26 protein-coding genes are annotated in these 26,314 nt (G+C 58.8%); 9 read left to right on the top strand and 17 right to left on the bottom strand.

Annotated features, from left to right (window positions below):
* Position 1: 1 nt before the first annotated feature.
* A complete protein-coding gene (locus tag ACX3YD_RS26410) occupies positions 2 to 1,159 on the bottom strand; it encodes an MFS transporter (RefSeq protein WP_449105160.1) in 1,158 nt (385 codons plus the stop codon).
* A 392-nt stretch (positions 1,160 to 1,551) separates the two neighbouring features.
* Between ACX3YD_RS26410 and sstT the strand changes: the two genes are divergently transcribed.
* Positions 1,552 to 2,784: a serine/threonine transporter SstT gene (sstT, locus tag ACX3YD_RS26405; protein WP_458961436.1), complete on the top strand. Its 1,233-nt coding sequence runs from the start codon at positions 1,552 to 1,554 to the stop codon at positions 2,782 to 2,784.
* Between the two features lie 120 nt (positions 2,785 to 2,904).
* On the opposite strand, the gene ACX3YD_RS26400 is transcribed toward sstT, so the two are convergent.
* The 7 genes from ACX3YD_RS26400 to ACX3YD_RS26370 form a co-directional block, all read right to left on the bottom strand.
* The gene (locus ACX3YD_RS26400) at positions 2,905 to 3,414 is read right to left on the bottom strand and encodes a DUF1993 domain-containing protein (RefSeq protein WP_047527511.1); all 510 of its coding nucleotides are present in this window, start codon (positions 3,412 to 3,414) and stop codon (positions 2,905 to 2,907) included.
* Positions 3,415 to 3,521: 107 nt separating this feature from the next.
* Entirely contained in the window at positions 3,522 to 4,940 is a 1,419-nt protein-coding gene (locus tag ACX3YD_RS26395; protein WP_458961435.1) for an ArnT family glycosyltransferase, read from the bottom strand.
* A 5-nt stretch (positions 4,941 to 4,945) separates the two neighbouring features.
* Positions 4,946 to 5,881, bottom strand: a complete 936-nt coding sequence (locus ACX3YD_RS26390; RefSeq protein ID WP_458961434.1) for an SdiA-regulated domain-containing protein — start codon at positions 5,879 to 5,881, stop codon at positions 4,946 to 4,948.
* Positions 5,882 to 5,892: 11 nt separating this feature from the next.
* On the bottom strand, positions 5,893 to 7,401 hold the full coding sequence (locus tag ACX3YD_RS26385; RefSeq protein ID WP_458961433.1) for an ArnT family glycosyltransferase: 1,509 nt from the start codon (positions 7,399 to 7,401) through the stop codon (positions 5,893 to 5,895).
* A 3-nt stretch (positions 7,402 to 7,404) separates the two neighbouring features.
* On the bottom strand, positions 7,405 to 7,683 hold the full coding sequence (locus tag ACX3YD_RS26380) for a lipid-A-disaccharide synthase N-terminal domain-containing protein (protein ID WP_103406001.1): 279 nt from the start codon (positions 7,681 to 7,683) through the stop codon (positions 7,405 to 7,407).
* Complete coding sequence (locus ACX3YD_RS26375; RefSeq protein WP_103406002.1) at positions 7,680 to 8,420, bottom strand: glycosyltransferase family 2 protein; 741 nt, start codon at positions 8,418 to 8,420, stop codon at positions 7,680 to 7,682. Before ACX3YD_RS26375 ends, ACX3YD_RS26380 begins: the two co-directional genes overlap by 4 nt.
* A 46-nt stretch (positions 8,421 to 8,466) precedes the next feature.
* Positions 8,467 to 9,444, bottom strand: a complete 978-nt coding sequence (locus ACX3YD_RS26370) for an NAD-dependent epimerase/dehydratase family protein (RefSeq protein ID WP_103406003.1) — start codon at positions 9,442 to 9,444, stop codon at positions 8,467 to 8,469.
* A 308-nt stretch (positions 9,445 to 9,752) separates the two neighbouring features.
* On the opposite strand from ACX3YD_RS26370, the gene ACX3YD_RS26365 reads away from it, so the two are divergent.
* Positions 9,753 to 10,400 (top strand): YceH family protein, encoded by a 648-nt coding sequence (locus ACX3YD_RS26365; RefSeq protein WP_458961432.1) that lies wholly within the window; start codon positions 9,753 to 9,755, stop codon positions 10,398 to 10,400.
* A 91-nt stretch (positions 10,401 to 10,491) separates the two neighbouring features.
* Here the strand turns inward: ACX3YD_RS26365 and ACX3YD_RS26360 are convergent, their stop codons facing one another.
* A complete protein-coding gene (locus ACX3YD_RS26360) occupies positions 10,492 to 11,010 on the bottom strand; it encodes a cupin domain-containing protein (RefSeq protein WP_458961431.1) in 519 nt (172 codons plus the stop codon).
* 41 nt (positions 11,011 to 11,051) lie between these two features.
* Entirely contained in the window at positions 11,052 to 11,870 is an 819-nt protein-coding gene (locus ACX3YD_RS26355; RefSeq protein WP_458961430.1) for a shikimate 5-dehydrogenase, read from the bottom strand.
* A 245-nt stretch (positions 11,871 to 12,115) separates the two neighbouring features.
* On the opposite strand from ACX3YD_RS26355, the gene ACX3YD_RS26350 reads away from it, so the two are divergent.
* Together ACX3YD_RS26350 and ACX3YD_RS26345 are read left to right on the top strand one after the other, a co-directional pair.
* Positions 12,116 to 12,508 (top strand): hypothetical protein, encoded by a 393-nt coding sequence (locus ACX3YD_RS26350; RefSeq protein WP_103406007.1) that lies wholly within the window; start codon positions 12,116 to 12,118, stop codon positions 12,506 to 12,508.
* A 204-nt stretch (positions 12,509 to 12,712) separates the two neighbouring features.
* A complete protein-coding gene (locus ACX3YD_RS26345) occupies positions 12,713 to 12,904 on the top strand; it encodes a hypothetical protein (RefSeq protein WP_047538427.1) in 192 nt (63 codons plus the stop codon).
* On the opposite strand, the gene ACX3YD_RS26340 is transcribed toward ACX3YD_RS26345, so the two are convergent.
* A complete protein-coding gene (locus ACX3YD_RS26340; protein ID WP_103406008.1) occupies positions 12,901 to 13,962 on the bottom strand; it encodes an AI-2E family transporter in 1,062 nt (353 codons plus the stop codon). The genes ACX3YD_RS26345 and ACX3YD_RS26340 overlap by 4 nt on opposite strands.
* 162 nt (positions 13,963 to 14,124) lie before the next feature.
* On the opposite strand from ACX3YD_RS26340, the gene trhP reads away from it, so the two are divergent.
* The gene (trhP, locus tag ACX3YD_RS26335; protein ID WP_090468320.1) at positions 14,125 to 15,450 is read left to right on the top strand and encodes a prephenate-dependent tRNA uridine(34) hydroxylase TrhP; all 1,326 of its coding nucleotides are present in this window, start codon (positions 14,125 to 14,127) and stop codon (positions 15,448 to 15,450) included.
* 29 nt (positions 15,451 to 15,479) lie between these two features.
* Here the strand turns inward: trhP and ACX3YD_RS26330 are convergent, their stop codons facing one another.
* Entirely contained in the window at positions 15,480 to 16,343 is an 864-nt protein-coding gene (locus tag ACX3YD_RS26330) for a LysR family transcriptional regulator (RefSeq protein ID WP_103406009.1), read from the bottom strand.
* A 96-nt stretch (positions 16,344 to 16,439) separates the two neighbouring features.
* Here ACX3YD_RS26330 and ACX3YD_RS26325 point away from each other — a divergent pair, with 96 nt between their 5' ends.
* A complete protein-coding gene (locus ACX3YD_RS26325) occupies positions 16,440 to 17,348 on the top strand; it encodes a DMT family transporter (RefSeq protein ID WP_458961429.1) in 909 nt (302 codons plus the stop codon).
* A gap of 16 nt (positions 17,349 to 17,364) precedes the next feature.
* Here ACX3YD_RS26325 and ACX3YD_RS26320 read toward each other — a convergent pair whose 3' ends face one another.
* Entirely contained in the window at positions 17,365 to 18,075 is a 711-nt protein-coding gene (locus tag ACX3YD_RS26320) for a FadR/GntR family transcriptional regulator (protein ID WP_458961428.1), read from the bottom strand.
* A gap of 280 nt (positions 18,076 to 18,355) precedes the next feature.
* On the opposite strand from ACX3YD_RS26320, the gene ACX3YD_RS26315 reads away from it, so the two are divergent.
* The 3 genes from ACX3YD_RS26315 to ampC all read left to right on the top strand — a co-directional run bounded on the left by ACX3YD_RS26315 (position 18,356) and on the right by ampC (position 22,352).
* Complete coding sequence (locus tag ACX3YD_RS26315; protein ID WP_458945629.1) at positions 18,356 to 19,702, top strand: MFS transporter; 1,347 nt, start codon at positions 18,356 to 18,358, stop codon at positions 19,700 to 19,702.
* Positions 19,703 to 19,738: 36 nt separating this feature from the next.
* Positions 19,739 to 21,082 (top strand): glucarate dehydratase, encoded by a 1,344-nt coding sequence (gene gudD / locus ACX3YD_RS26310; RefSeq protein ID WP_103406013.1) that lies wholly within the window; start codon positions 19,739 to 19,741, stop codon positions 21,080 to 21,082.
* Between the two features lie 130 nt (positions 21,083 to 21,212).
* Positions 21,213 to 22,352: a class C beta-lactamase gene (ampC, locus tag ACX3YD_RS26305; RefSeq protein WP_458961427.1), complete on the top strand. Its 1,140-nt coding sequence runs from the start codon at positions 21,213 to 21,215 to the stop codon at positions 22,350 to 22,352.
* Positions 22,353 to 22,412: 60 nt separating this feature from the next.
* On the opposite strand, the gene ACX3YD_RS26300 is transcribed toward ampC, so the two are convergent.
* The 4 genes from ACX3YD_RS26300 to ACX3YD_RS26285 all read right to left on the bottom strand — a co-directional run bounded on the left by ACX3YD_RS26300 (position 22,413) and on the right by ACX3YD_RS26285 (position 26,273).
* Entirely contained in the window at positions 22,413 to 22,973 is a 561-nt protein-coding gene (locus tag ACX3YD_RS26300) for a DUF4174 domain-containing protein (protein ID WP_458961426.1), read from the bottom strand.
* A 310-nt stretch (positions 22,974 to 23,283) separates the two neighbouring features.
* The gene (locus ACX3YD_RS26295; protein WP_458962083.1) at positions 23,284 to 24,237 is read right to left on the bottom strand and encodes a hypothetical protein; all 954 of its coding nucleotides are present in this window, start codon (positions 24,235 to 24,237) and stop codon (positions 23,284 to 23,286) included.
* A 61-nt stretch (positions 24,238 to 24,298) separates the two neighbouring features.
* Positions 24,299 to 25,261, bottom strand: a complete 963-nt coding sequence (locus ACX3YD_RS26290; protein WP_458961425.1) for a hypothetical protein — start codon at positions 25,259 to 25,261, stop codon at positions 24,299 to 24,301.
* A gap of 55 nt (positions 25,262 to 25,316) precedes the next feature.
* Positions 25,317 to 26,273 (bottom strand): hypothetical protein, encoded by a 957-nt coding sequence (locus ACX3YD_RS26285; RefSeq protein ID WP_458961424.1) that lies wholly within the window; start codon positions 26,271 to 26,273, stop codon positions 25,317 to 25,319.
* Positions 26,274 to 26,314 lie beyond the last annotated feature (41 nt).

Raw genomic sequence — 26,314 nt, 5'->3', positions numbered from 1 at the left:
CTCAGGCGAAGACTTCGCGGGGTTTGAAAGTCATCAGGGCAAGCGCCAACAGGATCGACGCCATAATAAAAGCGGCAGCCGCAAACCCCAGGCCTTGCAGGCCGACGCTGTCGATCACCCGGCCGCCGATCATGGCGCCCAGGCCAATCCCCAGGTTGGCCCCGGCGATGTTCAGCGAGGCGGCAAACGCTGGCGCCTCGGGCGCGGCTTTCATCAAACGCACATGACTGACCAGAAACAGTGCCGCCTGAGTGATGCCCCAGATACCCATCGCCGCCGCCAGACCGACAGGCGAATGGATGTTCGGCACCAGCGCCACCAGCCCGGCAATCATGAACGCGCAAAACATCATCGACGCGATCAGCGGATGCCGATCCACCGCACGCCCCCCCAGTGAGTTACCGATCAACCCGACCGCGCCAAAGCCCATCAGACACCAGCCAACCACCGTGCCATCGAATCCGGCCAAACGTTCGAGGATGTCCGCCAGATAGGTATAAGCGGTGAACATGCCGCTGAACACAATGATCGACAGCAGTACGTGGCCGACCATCACGGGGCTGCGCAGAATCTTGAACTGTGAACGGAAACTGACCTGATGCTGATGCAGACTGGTTTTCGGCAGATAGATGAACAGCAGCAGCGCCTTGGCAAACGCGATGACCGCGAGGATGCCGAAAGCACTGCGCCAGCCAAATGCATCGGAGATCAGGGTGCCCACCGGAATACCGAACACGGTGGCGCAGACAATGCCGAAGCCGATTTTGGCGATGGCGCGTCCGGCGTAATCCGGCCCGACAATGTCCACGGCCGTCTCACTGGCCAGCGCCCAGAACACCGGTAAGCCCAACGCCGGAATCAAGCGAGCAACCGCCATGACCCAGATATTGGGCGCCAACGCCGCGAGGGTGTTGGCCAGGCCGAACATGATCAGCACGCTGATGAACAGCTTGCGGCGCTCGAACCGGGCGAAATACGCGGTGAGGAATGGCCCGAAGGCGGCCACGGTGAAAGCGAACAGGGTCACCAGCAAGCCCGCTTGCGGGATGCTGACCTCGAGGTCGCGGGCGATGGCCGGCAGCAGGCCGACAATGATGAACTCCGTGGTCAACACCGTGAAACCGGCGGCGGACAACAGAAGGATGGGCAACAACCGCATGCAAAACTCCAAAAAACGACAACACCAGCGATAGCCCGAAGGCCCACTGGCAGACATGAAAAAGAGGATGGCGAATCTTAACAGAGTGTTTCCGGATGCGGTTGCACGAACCTGCAAATCGCGTTGATCGCCAGGGCGTCAGTTCGTCACAGGCCTGAAGGATCGGCCCTGCGCTGTGATAAAGTCCGCGCCCTGAAAAACGTACACCCTGTGGTCGATGCTGTTCATTCAAGTGACAAAACCTGTGGGAGCGAGCTCCCACAAGGTTTCTACACGTTGAATGACATTACACCCCCGCGTTTCTCCTTACGGTTTCCTGCCTGCGGCCTGCCCGGCTTGTTGCTGCAAACCCGCGAAACCATGCACTTACAAAAAATCAGAGATGCCGTTTTATGACCGCTTCATCCCCTTCTCTATGGCAACACCTCAAACGCACCAGCCTGGTCACGCAAATCATCATCGGCTTGATCGCCGGGATTGCCCTGGCCCTGTTCGCGCCGGAAGCGGCAAAGTCCACGGCGTTTATCGGCAAGGTCTTCGTCAGCGCGCTGAAAGCGGTCGCGCCGATTCTGGTGTTCGTGCTGGTCATGGCGTCCATCGCCAACCACAAGCACGGCCAGGAAACCCATATCCGGCCGATTCTGTTCTTGTATCTGCTGGGCACCTTCGCCGCCGCTGTGGTCGCAGTAGTGGCGAGCATGATGTTCCCCTCCAGCCTGGTGCTATCGACCCATGACGTCGCGGTGACCGCGCCCGGTGGTATCGGCGAGGTCCTGCAAAGTCTGTTGCTGAGCGTGGTCGACAACCCGATCAGCGCACTGATGAACGCCAATTTCATCGGTATTCTGGCCTGGGCCATCGGCATGGGCATCGCCATTCGCCACGCCGGCGACACCACCTGCGAAGTGCTGGGCGACCTGTCCAATGGCGTCACCGTGATCGTGCGAGTGGTGATTCGCTTCGCACCGCTGGGGATCTTCGGCCTGGTGGCCTCGACCCTGGCCACCTCCGGTTTCGGTGCCCTGATCGGGTACGCACATCTGCTGGCCGTGTTGCTCGGCTGCATGCTGTTCGTGGCGCTGGTGATGAACCCCGCCATCGTGTTCTGGAAACTGCGTCGCAATCCGTATCCACTGGTGTTTATGTGCCTGCGTGAAAGCGGCATCACTGCCTTCTTCACCCGCAGCTCGGCAGCGAACATCCCGGTCAACCTGGAATTGAGCAAGCGCCTGGGCCTGCACGAAGACACCTACTCAGTGTCGATCCCGCTCGGCGCCACCATCAACATGGCCGGTGCGGCCATCACCATTACCGTACTGGCGCTGGCGGCGGTGCATACCCTGAACATTGCCGTGGACATCCCGACCGCCATCCTGCTCAGCGTTGTCGCGGCGATCTGCGCGTGTGGCGCCTCGGGCGTGGCCGGTGGCTCCTTGCTGTTGATTCCACTGGCGTGCAGCTTGTTCGGCATCCCGAGTGAAATCGCGATGCAGGTGGTAGCGGTCGGTTTCATCATCGGCGTATTGCAGGACTCGGCGGAGACGGCTTTGAATTCATCCACTGATGTGCTGTTCACGGCGGCGGCTTGCCTGGGTGAAGAGCAGAAAGCCGAGCGTTTGGCCTGATAAAAATCCCCGTGGGAGCAAGCTCGCCCCCACGGGGTTCGTGGTGTAGCGAGTACATGCGCGCACATGAAAAAGCCCCCGCAACCCAAGGCTGCGGGGGCTTTTTTGTATCTGGACGGTTTAGAACGCGCCCATATAGTCGCGCTTGCCCACTTCCACGCCGTTATGACGCAACAAGGCGTAAGCGGTGGTGACGTGGAAGAAGAACTGCGGCAAGCCATAGCTCAGCAGGTATGCCTGGCCACTGAAGCGCTTCTCTTTAGGGGTGCCTGGACGCGTGACGATTTCGATGCCTTCCTTGCCGTTGATCTGCTCCGGCTTGATCTCGCCGATGTAAGCCAGAACCTTGGTCAGCAACGCTTGCAGTTCGGCGAAGGTGGTTTCGGTGTCTTCGTATTTCGGAACTTCAACTTCGGCCAGACGCGAAGAAACGCCCTTGGCGAAGTCAACGGCGATCTGCACCTGACGCACCAGCGGGAACATGTCCGGGTACAGGCGCGCTTGCAGGAACGCATTCGGGTCGATGTTCTTTTCAGTCGCGTGGGCTTCGGCCTTCTTCAGCACGTCACTCAAAGCGTTGAGCATTTGTTTGAAAACAGGAACGGAAGCGTCGTACAGGGAAATGGTCATGGCAGTCTCGTGTGATGACGGAGAGAAACGTGCGCCGATTATAGCCATGACCGCCCGCTCAGCGGCTTGTCTTTTGTTGCGTCACGATCGGCAACTCGCCTTGCCGATCAGTGGCAATCGCCGCCCATGCGGACCAACAGCGCCGAGCGGCCCGGTTTCAGATACGCATCGACTTCTCCGACCTTGCACGATGCCAGGTTTTGCAATTGTGGATTCAGTGGCTCCGGCACGAATAGCAGCCCCGCTGGTCGGTCGTCCCCTTGCAACTGATCAATCGTCAGCGGCGCAACCGGTCGGCCCATGTAGTAGACCAGGCGGATATCCGGCTCACCGATTGTGTAGGCCTTCTGGCCCGGTTGCCCTGCCGCCAGCGCGGCGACCTGCTCAAGGCCACCGACGCGGTGAGACAGCACCCGCGCTTCGACGAACGCATAAAACACCACGAACCCGGCCAGCATCACGTAGGGAACCGTGGCCAGGCAGGCACGCCAGCGACCCTTCGCGTCGTCCAGCACGGCCGTCCAGTGCATGGCCAGCAGCAGCACCATGGACGGGTAAACCGGCAGCAAATACTTGCCGTGTTTTTCGGTGAAAAAAGAGAACACCAGCAGTGGCAGCAGACTGCAACACAGCAACATGGCCGCCTCGCGGCGCGAACGGATCATTGCCCAGAACTTTCGCGGCTGCACGAAGACAATCAGCCAGAACGGGAAAAAGTCACCGGCCAGGTACAACAGATAGGCGTACCAGGCTTCGGCGCCTTGCCCGTCGATCTTCTTCACGATGTCTTCGCTGATGATCGACGCCCAGACACCCCAACCCTGATTGATGGACACGGCCAGATACCAGGAACCGCCCAGAACCACTGCAAGGAGCCAGCCCCAACCGTCACACAGATAGGCTTTGGCCCGGGCATCGCGATAGATCAAGGCATAAGCCAGAATCGGCGCCGTCACCCACAGAAGGCACACCGGCCCCTTGGTCAACAACGCGCAGCCTATGAGAACGTAGCTGAGTCGACTCCAAACGGCCCGGCCCTGCTGGAATATGAATTGCCAGGCTGCCAGCAGCGCGCCGAAACACAGCAGGGTCAGCAGCATCTCGATTTCAGAGCGGCGGGCGAACAGGCTGAATGCCCCGTTCGCGGCCAGGAACACCACCGCAAACAGCCCCGCCTGGCGCCCCGCCTGCCTGAGGCCGTACAGATAAGTGCCGACACAGCACAAGGTCGCGGCCAGCGCCGAAGGCAGGCGCATGCTCCACTCGGACAAGCTGCCCACCATGGCGGTCGAAACGAGACCGACCCAATAGAAAAACGGCGGCTTGGACAGGTACAGATCGCCGTTCATATAAGGCAGCAACCAACTCCCCGCTTCGCGCATTTCGCGGACGGTGACCGCGCGCCGAGCTTCGTTGACACTCAAAAACGGTACGCTGCCCAGGCCCCAGAAAAACAGCAGCGCAATGGCTATGGCCGCAAGCAAGGCGATGTTGCGGTTCGACAAACGCAACAGGCTCAACCCCATCCAGGTTACTCCGCAGCAGCTACTTGAGCGTTTTTGGTCTTGCTGAAGCGATAGAAAAGGTTAGGCTCGCTGACGACGTAGAGGTCGCCATCGGCGTCCATTGTCATACCCTCGGCTTGCGGCACCGAATGCTTAAGATCGCCCGCCTGGCTGCGCAGGGAGAGAATGCTGACGAAGTTCCCCTCGCCGTCCAGCTCGGTGATATTGGCGGACTCATCACTGAGCAACAAAAGGTGCCCGCTCTTCGGATCGAAGTAGCCCTCGGAGAGGTCTCGACTGAAGACACTGCGGTTGACCCAGGACGTCAGGTCCTTGATGCGGATCTGTAGAGGGCCGCCCATTGAAGCGAGCATGCCTGTCACCGAATACAGCTGCCGCGGATCACGCTCCTTGATGGCGAAGACACGATCATTGGCGCGGTCGTACGTCACACCTTCAAACCCTTTGTTGTGCGGGCTCAGGTTGACGCCGATGGCAACAAATTGTGCTTGCTCGACATGGATCGGCGCAGGGGTGTCGGGCAAGGTGACAATGTCCAGTTGCTGCAATCTTTCATCGGCGATCACCACCCGTCCACCGCCGATGTAAGCGATGCCTTCGGTGTCTTCGAAGCCGATCAGCGGGTAGCGCCCGAGCAAGTCGCCGTCGCGGCTCAACACCACGATTTCCATGGGCGCGCCATTGGTGATTCCCAGCAGGCGATCACGATCGTAATCGTAAGCGACGCCGGACAAATTGGTGACACCCTCCACAGGTTTGGCCTGGATCACCGCCTTATAGTCAGGCAGCCAGATATTTTTGTCGGGTGCCTGATTGCCGTACCACTGGTTGTGCCAGTGTCCGTACAACTGCGAGAACCAGGCATAACGCACTCCTGTAGTGATAACCAGTGCCAACGCGACAACGACAACCAACAGTCCCGCTTTCCTTGCCTTGCTCATTATTATTTTTCTCAGTCCCAAGTGAAACGATAGACATGCCCAGGCTGCTCCGGATGGCATTTGCCGTTATCGGCATCGGCGCCGACGATCGACCACTCGGCACGGGACGTTTCGCCCAGTTCATGGGCAGCCTCAGGGGCGAAGCACTGGCCGAGCAACTCGTCCGGGACCAATGCATAAGCGTTGGGGTGATCGCGCAGCCATTGTGCAGCCTGCTCGACCGTCGACTCGGCCATACCGAAATGCACGATCGGCTGACGGGCGTACAACCAATGTCCCTCGCGCCAGTTGACCAGTACCAGGTCAGCACCGTGAGTCATTGACGCGGCTTGCTCCATGATGGCGACGTGTGGATTGGCGCCGTCCGTGATCGGCTCGATAAACCCACGGGCGAACCACAACACGAACCAGCCTGCCACCAGGGCCGGAAATGCCCGGCGCAGGCGCGGGCGCTGCTTGAACCAGCGTTGCAGCAGCCAGGGAATCAGCGGCGCCGCCGCCAGTACCAGTCCCGGTAGCGCCGGGTAGATGTACAACTTGCGTTTGCCGGCACTGATGCAAAAGAACAGCACCACCAGCGCAACCCAACCGAGCAGCACCAGCACCCGACCGTCACGCTTTTGCAGCTGACGGCGCCAGGCCGGCACCAGCCATGGCAAGGCCAGTACCAAAGGCAGCCAGTATTGCGGAATGACATTGGTGAAGAAGTACCAGAACGGTTCCCGGTGGTCCCACGAAGCGGCGTAGCGTCCGGCGGTCTGGCGCAGGAGGATTTCCCGGGCATAGGCCACCTCGTCAGCGGAACCATTGAATACGATGGACAAGGTCAGGGGTAACAGCCAGACCGCAATCGCTGCCAGCATTACCAGCAACCCGAGCCACCATTTGCGCGCCTGGCCCGGCATGGTCACCACGCCCGACCAATCCTTGCGTACCGCATAGGCATAAGGGATCAGCATCAGCGCCGGCAGAAAGCCCACGCCTTTGGTGATCACGCCGATGCCCATGCCCGCACAGCCGACGTAGAACCAGCGCCATGCCGGCCCCAGCAACAGATGACGGGCCAGGCCGTACAGGCCCAGGGAAGTGAACAGAATCAGAAAGCTGTCGATCTGCCCGGTACGCAGGATGCTGTAAGTCTGATAGGTCGCCAGGTACAACAGCGCGGCAATGCGTCCGATGCGCTGGTTCCACAGCCGTCGCCCGAGGTCATAGACCATCGCCGTGACGGTCACCGCGGAAAAAAGCCCGGGTATGAACAGGGCAAGGTTGGGTTTGCCGGTCAGCCAGGCGAAGAACGCCACCGTCCACATGAAGATCGGTGGTTTATCGCCATAGATCTCCCCGGCGCGATGGGGAATCAGCCAAGAACCGTTGTGCAGCATTTCCAGGGCCACGCCGAGGAAACGTTCTTCATCGACGTTCTGCACTTGACGCAGGCCCAGACCGGCACCGACCAAAAGCAGGGCGAGCAACATCAACCCCAGGCATTCGACCCTGGGCGACAACGATCTGCGCATGACTTACTCCTTGAGGTTTTTGCTTTTTGCAATCAGTTGCAGGTTGCGCAGATAAACAATAAAGCCAAAAGCCTGGCCGGCAATGAACACCGGGTCCTGCCGGTAAATGGCATACATCAGCAGCAGGGCACTGCCGACGATACTCAGGTACCAGAAGCTGGTCGGGATCACGCTGCGTTTTTTGTATTCGCTGTACAGCCACTGCAGGACGAAACGGCCGGTGAACGCGAGCTGGCCGGCAAAGCCGACCACCAACCACAAGGATTCGCGGGAAAGGTTCATTCCTGAACCTCCCGAGCCTGAGTATTCAGGCGAGTACGCTTGATCAACCACCACACCCCGAAGAGGTCGAGAATGCCGACAAGGGCGCGGTCGATATTGCCGTACTTGGACACGCCGGCGGTGCGGTGCCGGTGGTTGACGGGATGGACGACCATTCGGCCATTGTGGCGCTGGATCAGCGCTGGAATGTACCGATGCATATGATCGAAGTACGGCAGGCGCAAAAACGCCGCGCGTTGAATCAGTTTCAAGCCACAGCCAGTGTCGGGCGTGGCGTCCTTGAGCAGGCGGCTGCGCAGGCCATTGGCGAAACGCGAAGCCCAGCGCTTGCTCGCGGTGTCGCGGCGGTTGACCCGGTGCCCCGCCACCAGCTGCAAGTCGCCACTGCCACGCGGGTTACGCACCAGTGCCAACATGCCCGGGATGTCCGCCGGGTCGTTCTGCCCGTCGCCATCGAGCGTGGCCAGCCACTGCCCGCGAGCCGCCTGTGCCGCGTGGTACAGCGACGTGCTTTGGCCCAGCGAGCGATCATGATGCAGGATGCGTAACTGGCTCAGACCATTGTTTTTGGCCTGCTGCAGTTCGTGCAAGGTGGCATCGGTACTGCCATCGTCGACGACGATGATTTCATAAGACTCATCCGCCAGCGCCACGCGGACTTCTTCAAGCAAGGGCTTGAGATTGTTCGCTTCGTTCTTCGCAGGGATCAGTACCGATACAAAAATGTCATTGCTCATAGAGGCGCTCTTTTGCCTTGCTCTTTTATTTTCACAGGAGAATGGTTCATAACTGATAGAACTGGCGATACCACTTCACAAACTCCCCGACGCCAGTGCCAACCGGCACCTGCGGACTGAAATCGACCCACTCTGCCAGGGCCGACACGTCGGCCCAGGTCTTGACCACATCGCCAGCCTGCAGCGGTAGATAGTTACGTTGCGCCTGCATCCCCAGCGCCGCTTCCAGGCAGTCAATGAACTCCAGCAGCGCCACTGGCTGGCCGCGACCGATATTGAACAACCGGTTGACGCCTTCTCCCGCCCCGGTCGATACCGGTGGTCGTGTGCGCAATCGGGCGACGCTTTCGACGATGTCGTCGATGTACGTGAAGTCCCGTGCCATCTGGCCCTGATTGTAGATATCGATCGGTCGGCCTTTGAGCATCGCCTCGGTAAACTTGAACAGCGCCATGTCCGGCCGCCCCCACGGTCCGTAAACCGTAAAGAAACGCAGCCCACTGGCCTTCAATCCGTATAGATGGCAATAGCTCTCGGCGAGCAGCTCATTGGCGCGCTTGGTCGCGGCATACAAGGAAATGGGATGATCGACCGCGTCCTCGACACTGAACGGCATTTTGCTGTTACTGCCGTACACCGAGCTGCTGGAAGCGTAGATCAAATGCGCGGGATTGTGGTGTCGGCAGGCTTCCAGCACATTGAGGAAACCCACCAGATTCGATTGCGCATAGACGTCGGGATTGTCCAGGGAGTAGCGCACACCCGCCTGGGCGGCCAGATGCACCACTTCGGTAAACGGATGATCGCGAAACAACGCCATCAACGCCGGCTTATCGACAATGTCCATTTTCTCGAAACGAAAGCCCGGCAAGCACTCCAGTTCCTTGAGTCGTGCGCGCTTGAGCGTGACGTCGTAATAGTCATTGAGGTTGTCGATGCCAACCACTTCATGGCCGTCCAGACATAGACGCCGGGCGGTGTGAAACCCAATGAATCCGGCAGCGCCGGTAATCAAAATAGTCATACGAATCGTGTGCTATTGAGCACATCTTGTTTGGCTGATACCAACATCAACTTCATGCCTTGCTCCATCTTCCATTGCTTAAGGCCGGTGACATTGTCGATGCAAGAAACGTGTAAATCCCCCACTTCAAGGACATCCTGTCCATGGCCCCGCATACGGTGCCCATCCAATTGTAAAAAATTCGTTAGTATTGCGTTAAAGCTTCATTAAAAGACCAGATAGTTCGCAAATACTATTGCCATTGACGCACACCAATCTAAAGTGCATCCACGCAAGTGAAAACCTGAACCGGGTAAGGACGCAGAACCATGATCACCGAGCAAGAGACGACCCATGACGAGCCGCGACTCAACAGTACGGAAATCCGTATTCTGGGCTCTCTGATCGAAAAACAGGCCACCAGCCCGGAAACCTACCCGCTTACCCTCAATGCGTTGATGATCGCCTGCAACCAGAAGACCAGCCGTGAACCGGTGATGAACCTGACCCAGGGCCAGGTCGGTCAGAGCTTGCGCGCCCTTGAGGCACGCGGCTTCACCAAACTGGTGATGGGCAGCCGTGCGGATCGCTGGGAGCACAGGGTCGACAAGGCACTGGAACTGGTGCCGGCTCAGGTGGTGCTGGCGGGACTGTTGTTCCTGCGCGGCCCGCAAACGGTCAATGAGCTGCTGACCCGCAGCGGCCGCATGCATGACTTCGAAGATACCGAGCAGGTGGTGCATCAGCTTGAACGCTTGATTGCCCGTGGCCTGGCCCTGCTGATTCCGCGCCAGGCCGGACAGCGGGAAGACCGGTATATGCATGCCTTGGGCGACCCGGCGGACATCGACGCGATTCTCGCGGCGCGGCAGAACCCGGTCGAACGTGGTGGTGGCAGCGCTGTTTCGGTTGAGCGGATCGAAGAGCTCGAGGCGCGGATTGCGGCACTGGAAGAGCGTTTGGCACGCTTTGAGTGAGCGTCATTGATAACTTGAACAAACACCCTGTGGCGAGGGAGCTTGCTCCCTCGCGATAAATTCACCTTTGCCGACTTGATCCAGGAGTCGTTCACTCCCCGTCCCAGTAATCCACCCCATCCGCCTGCCGGGCAACCGCGACAAACCCCGAAGCATTACCCTGGGCATCGACATTGAAGTCATCCATCACCGCATACTTGCCGGAGTCCGGATATTCGCAAATTTCCGGTGACTGCTGGGTGCTGACCGCCAGGTAACGCAGTTCTGCAAGGCTGGTATTGATGATCTGGTGCGCCGCTTCAGGACCGCCCGGCGGACAGGCGATCACGTCGCCAGCGCGAATGGGGAAACGTTCGGCGCCAAGGCGGATCTCCCCCTCCCCGGCCACGACGTAAAACATCTCCTCATTGACCCGATGACTGTGAAACGGACTGCCACGCATCCCCGGTTCCAGCACGTACAGGCGATAACCGAGCTTTTGAGCCCCCAGTTGCTGACCCACGCGGGCCATGCGTTGCCGATAGCGGCCGGCGGTTTCACCGGTGGGCGCCAAGGCTTCGGGCAAGGGCTCGAGTTCGACCTGATTCAGGTTGAGAATGGGGGGATGCATGGATACCTCCTTGATCTGGTTTTAAGGCAGGCAAAAGACCTTCAACTGCGCGCAAACGCCACCGCTTGCTGAAATTGCTCATCCGTCGGCCGCACACCGGTATAAAGGACGAATTGCTCCAACGCCTGGAGCGCGATCACCTCCAGTCCGGTGATCACTTGCTTGCCCTCGGCACGACCACGCACGATCAGCGGCGTTTCCGAGGGAATCGCCACCACATCGAAGACGATATCAGCAGCCACAATGACCTCGGTCTCGTACGCCAACTGCCCGGCCTCCGGGCCGCCATCCATACCGACCGGCGTGACATTGATCAGCATTTGCGGCCGCCTCTCCCCCAGTTCCGCTTGCCACGGATAACCCAGGGACTCAGCCAGGGCCCGGCCGGCGCGCTCGTTGCGGGCCACGATCAGGCCGCTTGTGTAACCGCCATCGCGCAAGGCACTGGCCACCGCCTTGGCCATCCCGCCGCTGCCGCGCAGGGCAAAGGTGGTGTCCTTGGGCACTGCGTGGGTTTCCAGCAGTTGGGCAACCGCCATGTAATCGGTGTTATAGGCCTTGAGATGACCGTCGGTATTGACGATGGTGTTGATCGATTGAATGGCGGCGGCGGACGCGTCCAACTCATCGACCAGCGCAATGCAGGCTTCCTTGAACGGCATCGACACGCCACAGCCGCGAATGCCCAAGGCACGAATACCGCCGACAGCGCCCGGCAAGTCGTGACTGCTGAAGGCTTTGTAGTAGAAATTCAGCCCCAGTTGTTCATACAGATGGTTGTGAAATCGCAGGCCAAAGTTGCCGGGGCGTCCGGAGAGGGACATGCACAGCTGGGTGTCTCTGTTGGGGTTCATCTGCATGTGAATATCCTTCCAGTGCACTTTCAGATGGATGGGCTTAGTCAGTCCGGGGTGTTCTGATCAATCATATTCCAGGGCCTGCGTCCGGCATCGGGCGACCGTAAGCAAGCCGGCACAGACCTTACACAAAATTTACCTAACGGCTGTGCTGATTTTCAAAAAAACGCTGTCTTAGAAGTATCCCCGCGACGATCCTTGGGTCTATTGCAGACGCAAGCGCCGGGGCGAAGAACCGAGGAATTATCATGATCCGTAAAATCCCCACAGTAGCCTTGCTGATCGGCGCGCTCGCTATCGCAGGACAGGCGCAAGCCCATGGTGGTGGTAATGACGCGGCGGTATTTGGAGCAATCGTCGGTACGGCCATCGTCGGCTCGGCCCTGATCAACGCCAACCGGCCGGTGTATGTCGAGCCGCAACCGGTTTATGCACAGCCGGTCTACGCCCAACCCGCACCAGTGTATGCCGCACCACCGCCACCGGTTTACTACCAGCCGGCTCCGGTCTATGTGCAGCAACCGATCTACTACCGTCCGGCACCGGTCTACTACGGGCCTCCCCGTGGTTATTACGGCCCTCCGCGTGGTTACTATGGCCCTCCGCATGGCTACTATGGCCCGCGTTACGGTCACTACTGACACAGTCCGCAGGGACCCGCTTGCTGGCGATGACGCGTTCAAAAACGCTATCGCCGGCCGGCCAGCAGGAACATTGATGGGTGCGGTGACCGACAAACGGTCATTTGCACCCACTGGCGTCAATGACCACTATCGAAAACCGTGATTGTCCGCAAAAGCGCCCGCCCCGTAAGGTATCTCCATAGATCGATGGAGGTACTGATGATGTCTCAGGTTCAGATTATGTCCGTTATCGGCAGCGCCGTTCCCGCCCCTCTCAGGGAGCTGGGACTGCTCGCCTGCTGGTACCTGGTACAGGACGGCGAACAGATCAGCGGCCCGCTCACGTCGCTGCCGGCCGCCCAGGCATTGTCTGAGCGTATCGGCACTGGCCAGACGGGCAAATTCAGCGCTTAAGGCAGCTGAACCCGCGGTTTGGTTTCGATGAAGATCGCCCAGCTCGACATGAACAGTGCGGCAATCAGTGGACCGATCACAAAACCGTTGAGGCCGAAAATCGCCAGGCCGCCCAGGGTCGAGATCAGAATCAGATAGTCCGGCATCTTGGTATCCTTGCCCACCAGGATCGGTCGCAGCACGTTGTCCACCAGTCCGATCACAAAAACCCCGAACACCCCCAGTACCACGCCCTGCCAGATCGCCCCGGTGAACAGGAAAAATGCCGCCACTGGCGCCCAGACAATACCCGCCCCCACCGCTGGCAACAGGGACAAAAACGCCATCAACACGGCCCAGAGCAACGCGCTCGGGATGTCCAGAAACCAGAAAATCAAACCACCCAATGCACCTTGTGTGATCGCCACCAGCAGATTGCCTTTCACCGTGGCCCGCACCACACGGTTGAATTTGAGTTGCAGACGACGTTTCTGGTGTTCCTGCAGCGGTACGGCGGAGCGAACCTTGCGCGCCAGTTCGGCACCGTCCCGCAGAAAGAAGAACAGCAAGTAGAGCATGATGAAAAAACTCACCACAAAATCGAAAGTGCCCTGGCCAAAACTGAAGACCTGCGTGGCGACAAACTCATTGCCCGTCACCGCGCTCTTGATGATCTTCTCCCTCAGGCCGTTCAACTCGCCGACCCCGAACCGATCGAGCAAGTGCTGAAAGTACGGCGGCAGGCTATGTTTGAAGTGCGTCACATAGCCTGCAATGTCCAACTCGCCGCTTTCGATTCTGTTGTAGAGCGCCGCCCCCTCCTGAACCAGCAAGGCACCAAGGATGATCACCGGCAGGATCGCGATCACCAGACAAACGCTCAGCGTCAGCAACGACGTGACGTTGCGCTGCCAGCCGAACTTCAATTGCAACCGACGCTGCAATGGCGCAAACAGGATGCCGAGGATCACTGCCCAGAACACCGCGCCGTAGAACGGCAACAGAATCCAGATGAAGGCGATGCTCACCAACCCCAGCAACACCGTCAGTGACTTGTCTTGTAATGTCTCTTCGTTCATGTCCGATCCATGTCAGTCCGCCGGAACGCAATGTTGCGCCCTGATGCTTAGGCCACCATGGCTCGCGCGAGTGCCATCGTTTTTTCATCAAGCATAGATCCAGATCAATAAACCCTCGGAGCAAGGCGTATACGCTCGGCGGCTTTTGCGATCGATCCCACCATGAACCAGATTGCTCCGGAACTGCTCGCCCCCGCCGGCACGTTGAAAAACATGCGTTATGCCTTCGCCTACGGCGCCGATGCCGTGTACGCGGGCCAGCCACGCTACAGCTTGCGCGTGCGTAATAACGAATTCGATCACGCCAACCTGGCCCTCGGCATTCGTGAAGCGCAGGCCCAGGGCAAGCGCTTTTACGTGGTGGTGAACATCGCGCCGCACAACGCCAAGCTCAAGACGTTCCTCAAGGATCTGGAACCCGTGATCGCCATGGCGCCGGACGCGTTGATCATGTCCGACCCCGGCCTGATCATGCTGGTGCGCCGGCACTTCCCGCAGATGCCGATTCACCTCTCGGTACAAGCCAATACAGTGAACTGGGCCAGTGTCGAGTTCTGGCAACAGCAGGGCTTGAGCCGGATCATCCTCTCGCGGGAACTGTCTCTGGAAGAAATCGCCGAAATCCGCCAACAGGTTCCCGCCATGGAACTGGAGGTATTCGTGCACGGTGCGCTGTGCATGGCCTATTCGGGCCGCTGCCTGCTGTCGGGCTACCTGAACAAGCGCGACGCCAACCAGGGCAGCTGCACCAACGCCTGCCGCTGGAAGTACTCGGCGCAGGAGGCCACCGAAAACACGCTGGGCGAGATCGTCCAGCAGTTTCAGCCGGAACCGACCCTGGGTCTCGGCGCCCCCACCGAGCAGGTGTTCCTGCTGCAAGAGGCCAATCGCCCCGACGAACTGATGCCCGCCTTCGAAGACGAGCATGGCACCTACATCATGAATGCCAAGGACCTGCGCGCCGTACAGCATGTCGAGCGCCTGACGCAGATGGGTGTGCACTCATTGAAAATCGAAGGCCGGACCAAATCGCATTTCTATTGTGCGCGGACCACGCAGGTCTACCGACGGGCCATCGATGATGCCGTGGCCGGCCGCGATTTCGACCGCAGCCTGATGACCGACCTCGAATCCCTTGCTCAGCGCGGCTACACCGAAGGCTTTCTGCGTCGGCATGTGCATGACGAGTACCAGAACTACCAGAACGGCAGCTCGGTGTCGGAGCAGCAACAGTTCGTCGGTGAACTGACCGGCGAGCGACGTGAGCGGTTGGCGGAAGTGAAGGTGAAGAATCGGTTTGGCCTGGGCGATCACATGGAGTTGATGACACCCAAGGGCAACTTCCACTTCGATCTGCATCAATTGCACAACATCCGGGGTGAAGCGATCGAGGTCGCGCCGGGGGATGGGCATACGGTGTACCTGCCGATTCCGGATGCGGTGGATTTGAGTTTCGGGTTGTTGATGCGGGATGTGCGCACGAGCTGATCAATCCGCGTTCACGGCTACCAGTTCGCTTAAGCAAATTCCTCGCGCAACATTGCCACGAACGCCTCTCGCGCCGGGTGCACCCCGGCGTTTTCATGCCAGTAGAACAAGTTCTCGATCGCCGTCAGCTCGGGAAACTCGTAACCCACGCACCCCGCGCCCTTGGCGTATTGATCGAACACACCTTTGGGCACCAGCGCCACGCCGGCCCCGGCGCTGACGCACCCGACAATCGCGCCGTAACTGGCCAGACTGACAATCGGCAACGCCTGCCCCTGGCGCAACAACCAATGTTCCAGCGCCGCCCGATACGGACAACCCTGGGGCCACATGAAGACGGTCTTGTCATGCAGATCCGCCATGTCACGCACTGGCCCCAGCGATGTCGAGGCAATCAGCAACAGGTCTTCGCGGTACATCGGCGTGCGCTTGAGGTGCGAACGCTCGACATCCACCGCGACGATCGCACCGTCGAGCCGATGATTGAGGGTGTCATCCAGCAACTGGCCCCAGGTGCCTGTGGTCAGTTCCAGCGCCACTTGCGGGAAGCGCTTGTGGAATTTGGCCAGCAGTCGCGGCAAGCGACCGGTGGCCGAGGACTCGATGGCGCCGATGCGCAACGGCCCGGAAGGCTCGGCCGCGGGGTCCACCGCCCGCTTAGCCTCCGCGGTCAACGCCAGGATTTTCGAGGCGTAGGCCAGAAAGGTCTGACCCGACGGACTGATGCGCAACCCGCGACCCTCGCGCAAAAACAACGCGACACCCAACTCCGCCTCCAGCGACTTGATCCGCGCCGTGATGTTCGACGGCACGCAATGCAGCACTTCTGCCGCACGGGCGATGCTGCCCAGTTCGGCAACGGTCTTGAACATGCGAATCTGCGCCAGCTCCATACATCACCTAAAGTGAACGGTTAGCACAGTATAAGTCAGTTGTGGCGAATGTTTCAGGTTCAGATACTCAGAGCACCTGCCTACCGGTGCACGACCATGAAGCCGCTCACACACGCCCCCGTTTCACCCTTGAAGATCATCCTGGCCATGGCGTTTGTCGTGACCTGCTGGGGGTATTCCCCGACCGGCATCCATATCGGCCTGCTCGCCTACGACCCCGTGCATCTGGCGCTTTTGCGTTTCCTGCTGGCATCGGTGTTCATGGTCGTGGTTGCGTTGTGCAGGGGCATTCGCCTGCCCGGGTTGCGCGATGTTCCATTGCTGTTCGGGCTGGGTTTCTTTGCGGTCAGCCTGCATCACGTGGCGATCAACTTCGGCCAGCAAGGCGTCAGCGCTGGCGCTTCCAGTGTGCTGGCACAAACCACGCCGTTGTTCAGCACCTTGCTCGCGCGCTTCGCGTTCAAGGACCGGGTCAGCCTCTGGCGCTGGGGCTGCGTTTTATTGGGCCTGCTCGGCGTGTTGATTGTGGTGGCGGGCGACCATGGCCTGGGCAGCATCGACGCCCACGGCTTGCTGATCCTGCTGGCGGCGCTGTCCTGGAGTCTGTATTTCGCCCTGCAAAAGCATCACACCGGGCGTTATGACGGGTTGACCCTGGTCTGTTACACGGTCTGGTCCGGGACGTTACTGTTACTGGTTTTTCTGCCCGGCCTTGTGGAGCAGGTCGCCCTGGCGCCGCTGCGCGTGCAGCTGGCGGTGCTTGCCCTGGGGATATTCCCCAGTGCCTTGGCGTATCTGGCCTGGGCCTATGTGCTGGCACATGTGGATTTGAGTCGGGCGACGATGACGCTGTATCTGGTACCGCCGATGGCAATGGCCATTGCGTCGTTTGCGCTGAGTGAAAGGCCGACGCTGATGGTCGGGGTTGGAGCGGTTGTGGTGTTGATCAGTGTGCTGGCGTTGAATCTGGAGCGCAGACCGATGGTTCAGGCGGCTCGCGCTTGATCAGCGATTTGAGAAATCAACTGGCAGAAAACCGGTCGCGACTGTTGGTCAAATGCAGCCACATCGCTGCCCGCGCCGCGTCCGGGTCCTGGCGCTTGATGGCGTTGAGAATTGCCTCATGCTCGAGGTTGGCCAGTTCGCCGAGTTTGCTCAGGTCCACTGCACCGCGCTCGGCGGCGTTGACCCGGGTTCGCGGAATCATGGCGTTACCCAAATGCTGCATGATCTCGGTGAAGCACACATTGCCCGTGGCTTCGGCGATCAGCAGGTGGAAGCGCCGATCCGCTTCGACACAGCTGTCATTGTTGGCCAGCAGACGCTGATAGTCGTCGAGCGCCTCGCGCATTTGCGCCACCTGTTGATCGCTACGCCGAGTGGCAGCCAGTGCGGCGGCCTGGGTTTCCAGGCCCATGCGCAATTCCAGAATGCTGCGCACCCCCAGCGCCGTATCGACATTCAGTCGCAGGCCCTGTTCGGGCGCACGCTCCAGCACAAAGGTGCCGATGCCGTGCCGGGTCTCCACCAGGCCGGATGCCTGCAACTTCGAAATCGCCTCCCGCACCACGGTACGACTGACACCGTGCTCCTGAACAATCGTGTTCTCCGACGGCAGCTTTGCGCCAGGCAACATCTGCCCGAGCAGGATGCTCTGGGTCAGCTTGGCCACCAGGTCATGGGCCAGGTTGTGGCTGCGCTTGCGGGCAGGTGCATCGAGATCTTCTTGCATGGCGATCATCCAAAAGCAGAACTAGCGCAATCGTAGCACTGCCCTCACCCTAAAACTCAAAAAACACCGCCTGACTTGTATGACAACACTCAACAACACGTCGAAAATCCTTCAATCAATCCGCCAAAAACCACCGACCAAGGAATAAAAATAGGCGCTATAGCGCCGTTTTATTCGGAAAAACCTATTGCAGCATGAAAAAATGCAGTTGTATGATGTCTATCAACAACGCAGCACCCAGCCGCACCCCGCATAAAAATAACGAGTGGGAGAAAACGCAGTGAAAACATCCATATCAGCCATGGACGATGGCGCCGATTCGGTGCTGAAGTCCGCCATCTCGAAAGTCAAACGTCACGTCTTGCCGCTGTTCGTGATCATGTTCATCGTCAATTACATTGACCGCGTGAACATCGGCTTCGTCCGTGCCCACATGGAACACGACCTGGGCATCGGCGCTGCCGCCTACGGCCTGGGCGCCGGTCTGTTCTTCATCGGCTACGCACTGTTCGAGGTGCCCTCCAACATCCTTCTGCAGAAAGTCGGCGCTCGCCTCTGGCTGACCCGCATCATGCTGACCTGGGGCCTGGTCGCCGCAGGCATGGCGTTCATCCAGAACGAAACCCACTTCTACGTCCTGCGTTTTCTGTTGGGTGTGGCCGAAGCCGGGTTTTTCCCTGGCGTGATCTACTACTTCACTCGCTGGTTGCCCGGTGTGGAACGCGGCAAGGCCATCGCCATTTTCCTCAGTGGCTCGGCCGTTGCGTCGCTGATTTCCGGCCCGCTGTCCGGTTTGCTCCTGCAAATCACCGGCTTCGGAATGCACGGCTGGCAGTGGATGTACTTCATTGAAGGGATGTTTTCGGTCGGGCTGTGTGTGTTTGTCTGGTTCTGGCTCGATTCCAGGCCCCACGACGCGAAATGGCTGACCCGGGACGAGCAAGACGCACTGGTCCAGGCCATCGATGATGAGCAACTGGCCCGCGAAGCCGCGACGCCGATCAAACCGTCCCTGGGCAAACTGCTCAAGGATCGCCAGATCATCCTGTTCTGCCTGATCTACTTCTTTATCCAGCTGACCATCTACGCCGCCACTTTCTGGCTGCCGAGCATCATCAAAAAAATGGGCGACTTGAGCGACGTCCAGGTCGGGATGTTCAACTCGATTCCGTGGCTGCTGTCGATTGTCGGCATGTACGCCTTTGCCTCGCTGTCGGCCAAATGGAAACACCAGCAAGCATGGGTCGCCGCCGCGCTGTTGATCGCCGCCGCCGGGATGTTCATGTCCACCACCGGCGGGCCGGTCTTCGCCTTTGTCGCAATCTGCTTCGCCGCACTGGGTTTCAAATCGGCGTCATCGCTGTTCTGGCCAATTCCCCAGGCCTATCTGGATGCGCGCATCGCCGCTGGCGTCATCGCGTTGATCAACTCGGTGGGCAACCTCGGCGGGTTCGTTGCGCCCACTACCTTCGGCCTGCTGGAAGAACGCACCGGCTCCATTCAGGGCGGCCTGTACGGCCTGGCCGCGACTTCGATCATCGCCGCGATCATCGTCTTTGCCGCACGCAACACACCCAAGGCCGCTTCCATCACCACAACGGCCAAACCGGCGCCCCACCACGCCTGATGACTTTTCAAGAACACGGCTTAAAAGGATAAGAACATGACCCAACAAGAAACCGCCAAAGCCCCGATCATCACCAGCATGCAAGTTGTTCCGGTGGCTGGCCACGATGGCATGCTGCTCAACCTGAGCGGCGCCCACGGGCCGTTTTTTACCCGCAACATCGTGATCCTCAAGGACAACGCCGGCCACACCGGCGTCGGCGAAGTACCGGGTGGCGAGCGCATTCGCCAGACCCTCGAAGACGCCCGCAGCCTGGTGGTCGGCAGCCCGATCGGCACCTACCAGAAGATGCTCAATCAAGTTCGCCAGACCTTCGCCGACCGCGACGCCGGCGGTCGTGGCCTGCAGACCTTCGACCTGCGCATTACCATCCACGCCGTCACGGGGCTGGAGGCGGCGCTGCTCGATCTGCTCGGTCAGCATCTGGACGTACCCGTCGCCGCCCTGCTCGGCGAAGGCCAGCAGCGTGATGAAGTGAAAATGCTCGGCTATCTGTTTTATGTCGGCGACCGCCAGCAAACCGATCTTGCCTACCGTAGCGAGCCGGATGCCGACAATGACTGGTTCCGGGTGCGTCACGAAAAAGCCATGACCACCGACGCCGTGGTGCGCCTGGCCGAAGCAGCTCATTCGAAGTACGGCTTCAAGGATTTCAAGCTCAAGGGCGGCGTGCTCAGCGGCGATGCCGAAATCGAAGCGGTGACGGCCCTGGCAGAACGCTTCCCTGACGCACGCATCACCCTCGATCCGAATGGTGCCTGGTCCCTCAAAGAGGCCATTCGATTGTGCCGCGACCAGCACCGGGTACTGGCTTATGCCGAAGACCCCTGCGGCGCGGAAAACGGCTACTCGGGACGCGAAGTCATGGCTGAGTTCCGCCGCGCCACGGGCCTGAAGACCGCGACCAACATGATTGCCACCGATTGGCGGGAAATGGGCCACGCGATCCAGTTGCAATCGGTGGACATCCCGTTGGCGGACCCGCATTTCTGGACCCTGCAAGGCTCGGTTCGCGTGGCCCAGATGTGCCATGAATGGGGCCTGACCTGGGGCTCGCACTCCAACAACCACTTCGATATTTCCCTGGCAATGTTCACCCATGTCGCGGCGGCCGCACCGGGTGAAATCACGGCGATCGACACCCACTGGATCTGGCAGGACGGCCAGCGCCTGACCAAAGCCCCACTGCAAATCGTCGAGGGCTGCGTGCAGGTGCCGCAGAAACCGGGGCTGGGCATCGAGCTTGATATGGATCAGGTGGCCAAGGCCCATGAACTCTACAAGGGCATGGGGCTGGGTGCGCGGGATGACAGCGTGGCGATGCAGTTTCTGATTCCAGGGTGGACATTCGATAACAAGCGGCCGTGCCTGATGCGTTGATTTAGCGGGTGCATGCCCTCCAACGACCCGCCCTGCCGCCTATGGTCGGCAGGGCCCAAAAACCATTCGGAACGGAGCAATTAACCCCCTAACATGACGCGCAACTGAATCGATGACGGACGACACCCACATGGACAGACTGAAAACTTTCGCGGTTTGCGTGGCGGCGCTCGCGGCTGGCCAATGCCTCGCACAGGATCAAATGGCGACGTTGGTGAATGCCGCCGTGCGCCCGGTCATGCAAGCCCAGGGCATTCCCGGAATGGCTGTGGCGGTGACCGTCAACGGCAAGCCGCACTACTTCAACTACGGGGTAGCATCGAAAGAAAGCGCGCAACCGGTCACTGAAAACACCCTGTTCGAAATCGGCTCCCTGAGCAAAACCTTCACCGCCACCCTCGCCGCCTACGCCCAGGCCAGCGGCAAGTTGTCGCTGTCCGACAAGGCCAGCCAGGTGTGGCCCGCATTGCGCGGCAGTGCGTTCGATCACATCAGCGTGCTGCAACTGGGCACCTACACCGCAGGCGGTCTGCCCCTGCAATTCCCCGACGCAGCGGACTCGGCGGACAAGATGCTCGGCTATTTCAAACAATGGCAACCGACCTACGCCGCTGGCACCCACCGGCTGTATTCGAATCCGAGCCTCGGTTTATTCGGCTACCTCGCGGCCCAAAGCATGGGCCAGCCATTCGATGAACTGATGGACAACACGCTGCTGCCCAAACTCGGCCTCAAGCACACCTACCTCAACGTGCCCCAGGCACAAATGAACCTTTACGCCCAGGGCTACAACAAGGACGACAAGCCCGTACGCGTGGGGCCTGGCGCGTTGGACTCCGAGGCTTACGGGGTGAAAACCAGCGCCTCGGACTTGATCAGCTATGTGCAAGCGAACCTGCATCCCGCCTCGCTGGAAAAGCCATTGCAACAGGCTATCGCCCTCACCCACACCGCCTACTACCGCGTCGGCGAGATGACCCAGGGCCTGGGATGGGAGCTCTATCAGTACCCGGTCACCCTGGATCAATTGCTGGCCGGCAACTCGTCGCAGATGGCCATGGAGGCGCACAAGGTCCAGTGGCTCAACCCGCCTCAACCGCAGCAGGAAAACCTGCTGCTGAACAAAACCGGGTCGACCGGTGGCTTCGGCGCCTATGCCCTGTTTGTGCCGTCGAAAGACATTGGCATCGTGATCCTGGCAAACAAAAACTACCCGATCGCGGAACGGGTCAAGATCGCTCACCAAATATTGAGTGCGATGAGCCAGTAATCCCCACATAGCTTAGCTGTGGCGAGGGGGCCTGCTCACTCGCCACCGAGTGGGGGAAAGTCAATCATCCGGCATTTCTAGCGGCTTGGCGGGCTTGACTGGTTTGGCCGGCTTACCGGATTTTGTGCCTTTTGCGCCCTTGGCGCTTGGCTCCGGTTCGGCTGCCGGCGCTACCGTGGGTGCTGGCGTTTCCTTCTCGGCCGCCGGCAACTGATCGACAGCAGCAAAGACTTCTTTCAACTCGACGGGCCCGGACTGTTCAAGCTTCTTTTCGCCGTCCTTGCCCACCAGAATCACCTTGGTCTTGGCCCCGGCACCCAGTTTGAGTGACCGAATCAACGCTGCCGTGTCTTGTGGCCCCAGGTCTTTGCCATCACGTTGGCCCATCAGATTGAGCACCGTGTACAACACCAGGTTTCGCTCGGTGAACCCCTTTTTGTTATCCGGCTCTTCCAGCGACTTTTTCAGGCTCACCCACGTCGGGTCGACCGTACTGGGAGCGATGACAATCAGTGGCCGGGACCTGCCCTTGTCCATGTCCAGCGGTGAGTCGCCATCAGCGGCGAACAAGGGACCGGCAACTGCCAGCAGGGTAGCCAGGGTCAGTGACCTGATGAGCATGCGCATCTCCTTTTGATATCCACGCTCTAATGATTGCGCATCGCGGCGATCGTTCCGGGTGACGCTCCGCAAATGTTGTTCGCCTTGTCCAAAGCTTAGGTCAGGGCGGTCGAAGCGCAACAGGCCGGGCTAAACTCATGCCTCTTCAGGCTCCCCCGGCCAGCAGTCCTGAAGCCAGAACGTATCGAGGCGCGTCGGACTGCAGTCTTCTCGATTTAACGGGTGGTCATGGAAAGAACCGGACACGACAGTTGGGCGCTGATGAATCAATGACAACGAGGCAGCATCAGCCCTTCCTCTTGGGAATGAATCAACTGGCGCTCGCTACGCCAAACCCTTGCATTTGTTCCAGGTCGACCAGGCGTGTGGTACATCCGTTGGCTTTCAGTCGATCAGTGACAAGTTTGGGCCAGAGATTTCTGGAGCGGCGTTTGGCAACGCTGTAGGTGAGTTCCTGGATTCGAAAACAGGGGTAAAGAAGAAATGTACACACAGCCATCACTACATCAGTGCCACCCAAGTAGTTTTTTCCAGCATTTTCGTCCCTGGTCTTTTTGATGCCATCGAGGGTGTCCTTGAACCAGCCGCTCATATTGGGCTTCACGTCCAACTGGCTTTTTACAAAAGCATCCGACTCACTGTGATTTCCCTGCTCATCGAAATATGGGCCGTTGTTCATATACGAACGGATGTACTCCCAAAAGCCTTTTTGCATTTCCAGGCTTTTACCAAAGGGTGCGCCGAGGCTGACCATCAGCGCTGTTTGCGGCTCTTCAAATTTCCACACCCGAATTTCCAGCGAAGCGTTTTGCATGCCACCGATATGGGTGCCGACGAGTTGAAATTCGTTGGCTACAGCTGAGATGCCATCCCATGGGGTGTGGAACAGTTCGCCGTCGTGATCGAAATACACTTCGCGGGTGCGGCGGTTGAACAGGATGGGGAGAGGTAAGGGCCGTAATGTCTCCCACAGGAAGGGAACAAGGAAAAATGCCGCTGACATAATCAGACCAGTAGGTACTCCCTCCCATTTCCCGATAAGCATCAGCAATACGGCCAGACCTATACCGGCGACTCCACCCACTCCCCCTAATATTCCAGTCCATAACCCCCGACCCGAATCACCTCCTGATTGCAGCGCCAAATAATGTTCCGTGTGCTCATCGGTAATAAACAGCTCCATTGGCTGCTCGCCCGTGGGCTTTCCGGCTTCGAGGATAACGGTGGATGAAGCACTGCTTCGGGGTTGCTCCAATTTGCTCATTTCCACGCTCGCTCCATGGGGACGACTGCTGGTAGCGTCAGCCCTTTTGCTTGGGGATGACTCAACTGGTGCTCGCTACGCCAAATCCTTGCATTTGTTCCAGGTCGACCAGGCGTGTGACAGGGCCTTCGGCTTTCAGGCGCTCAGAGACGACTTTGGGCCACCGGTTGCGGGAGCGGCGTTTGGCAACGCTGTAGGTGAACTCTTGAATTCGGTCTTGGGGGAAGAGCATTGGCTCGAATATCAATTTTGCTACATCACTACCGGTTAGATAATTTCTCCCTCCAGCGTCTTTTTTTGCTTGTTTCAACTGCGCCAACGTTTGTTTGAAGCTGTCGCTCATTTTGAAACGAACGGCCAATTGGCTTTTTACAAAAGCATCCGACTCACTGTGATTTCCCTGCTCATCGAAATATGGGCCGTTGTTCATATACGAGCGGATGTACTCCCAAAAGCCTTTTTGCATTTCCAGGCTTTTACCAAAGGGCGCACCGAGGCTGACCATCAGCGCTGTTTGCGGTTCTTCAAATTTCCACACCCGAATTTCCAGCGAAGCGCTTTGCATGCCACCGATGTGGGTGCCGACGAGTTGAAATTCGTTGGCTACAGCTGAGATGCCATCCCATGGGGTGTGGAACAGTTCGCCGTCATGATCGAAATACACTTCGCGGGTGCGGCGGTTGAACAGGATGGGCAGCGGTAACGGACGCATGGTTTCCCATAAAAATGCGGCCATGCAGGGAGGGATACATATCCAAAGCATGATAAATAACCCGTCCGGTTCACCACTCTGTAAGAAACTGAAAAGTCCGAGCCCTATCGAAGGAATCGCTCCCATCCCCCCCACAACTCCTGACCACAATCCCCGACCCGAATCACCTCCTGATTGCAACGCCAAATAATGCTCGGTGTGCTCATCGGTAATAAACAGCTCCATTGGCTGTTCGCCCGTGGGCTTTCCGGCTTCCAGAAATACCGTGGACGGATTAGTGCTTCCTGGTTGTTCCAGTTTGTTCATATCCATGCTCGTTCCATGAGGACGACTGCTGGTAGCGTCAGCCCTTTTACTTGGGGATGACTCAACCAAGGCTCGATATGCCAACGACGAGCTCTCGTTCCAGGTCGACCAGGCGTGTGGTACATCCGTTGGCTTTCAGTCGATCAGTGACAAGTTTGGGCCAAAGATTTCTGGAGCGGCGTTTGGCAACGCTGTAGGTGAATTCCTGGATTCGAAAACAGGGGTAAAGAAGAAATGTACACACAGCCATCACTACATCAGTGCCACCCAAGTAGTTTTTTCCAGCATTTTCGTCCCTGGTCTTTTTGATGCCATCGAGGGTGTCCTTGAACCAGCCGCTCATATTGGGCTTCACGTCCAACTGGCTTTTTACAAAAGCATCCGACTCACTGTGATTTCCCTGCTCATCGAAATATGGGCCGTTGTTCATATACGAGCGGATGTACTCCCAAAAGCCTTTTTGCGTTTCCAGGCTTTTACCAAAGGGTGCACCGAGGCTGACCATCAGCGCTGTTTGCGGCTCTTCGAATTTCCACACCCGAATTTCCAGCGAAGCGCTTTGCATGCCACCGATGTGGGTGCCGACGAGTTGAAATTCGTTGGCTACAGCTGAGATGCCATCCCATGGGGTGTGGAACAGTTCGCCGTTGTGATCGAAATACACTTCGCGGGTGCGGCGGTTGAACAGGATGGGCAGTGGTAACGGACGCATGGTTTCCCATAAAAATGCGGCCATGCAGGGAGGGATACATATCCAAAGCATGATAAATAACCCGTCCGGTTCACCACTCTGTAAGAAACTGAAAAGTCCGAGCCCTATCGAAGGAATCGCTCCCATCCCCCCCACAACTCCTGACCACAATCCCCGACCCGAATCACCTCCTGATTGCAACGCCAAATAATGCTCGGTGTGCTCATCGGTAATAAACAGCTCCATTGGCTGTTCGCCCGTGGGCTTTCCGGCTTCCAGAAATACCGTGGACGGATTAGTGCTTCCTGGTTGTTCAAGTTTGTTCATATCCATGCTCGTTCCATGAGGACGACTGCTGGTAGCGTCAG

The sequence above is a fragment of the Pseudomonas fluorescens group sp. PF-1 genome, from assembly GCF_054481335.1.
The sequence above is the reverse complement of the archived record's forward strand: the minus strand, read 5'-3'. Positions and strand labels throughout refer to the sequence as shown.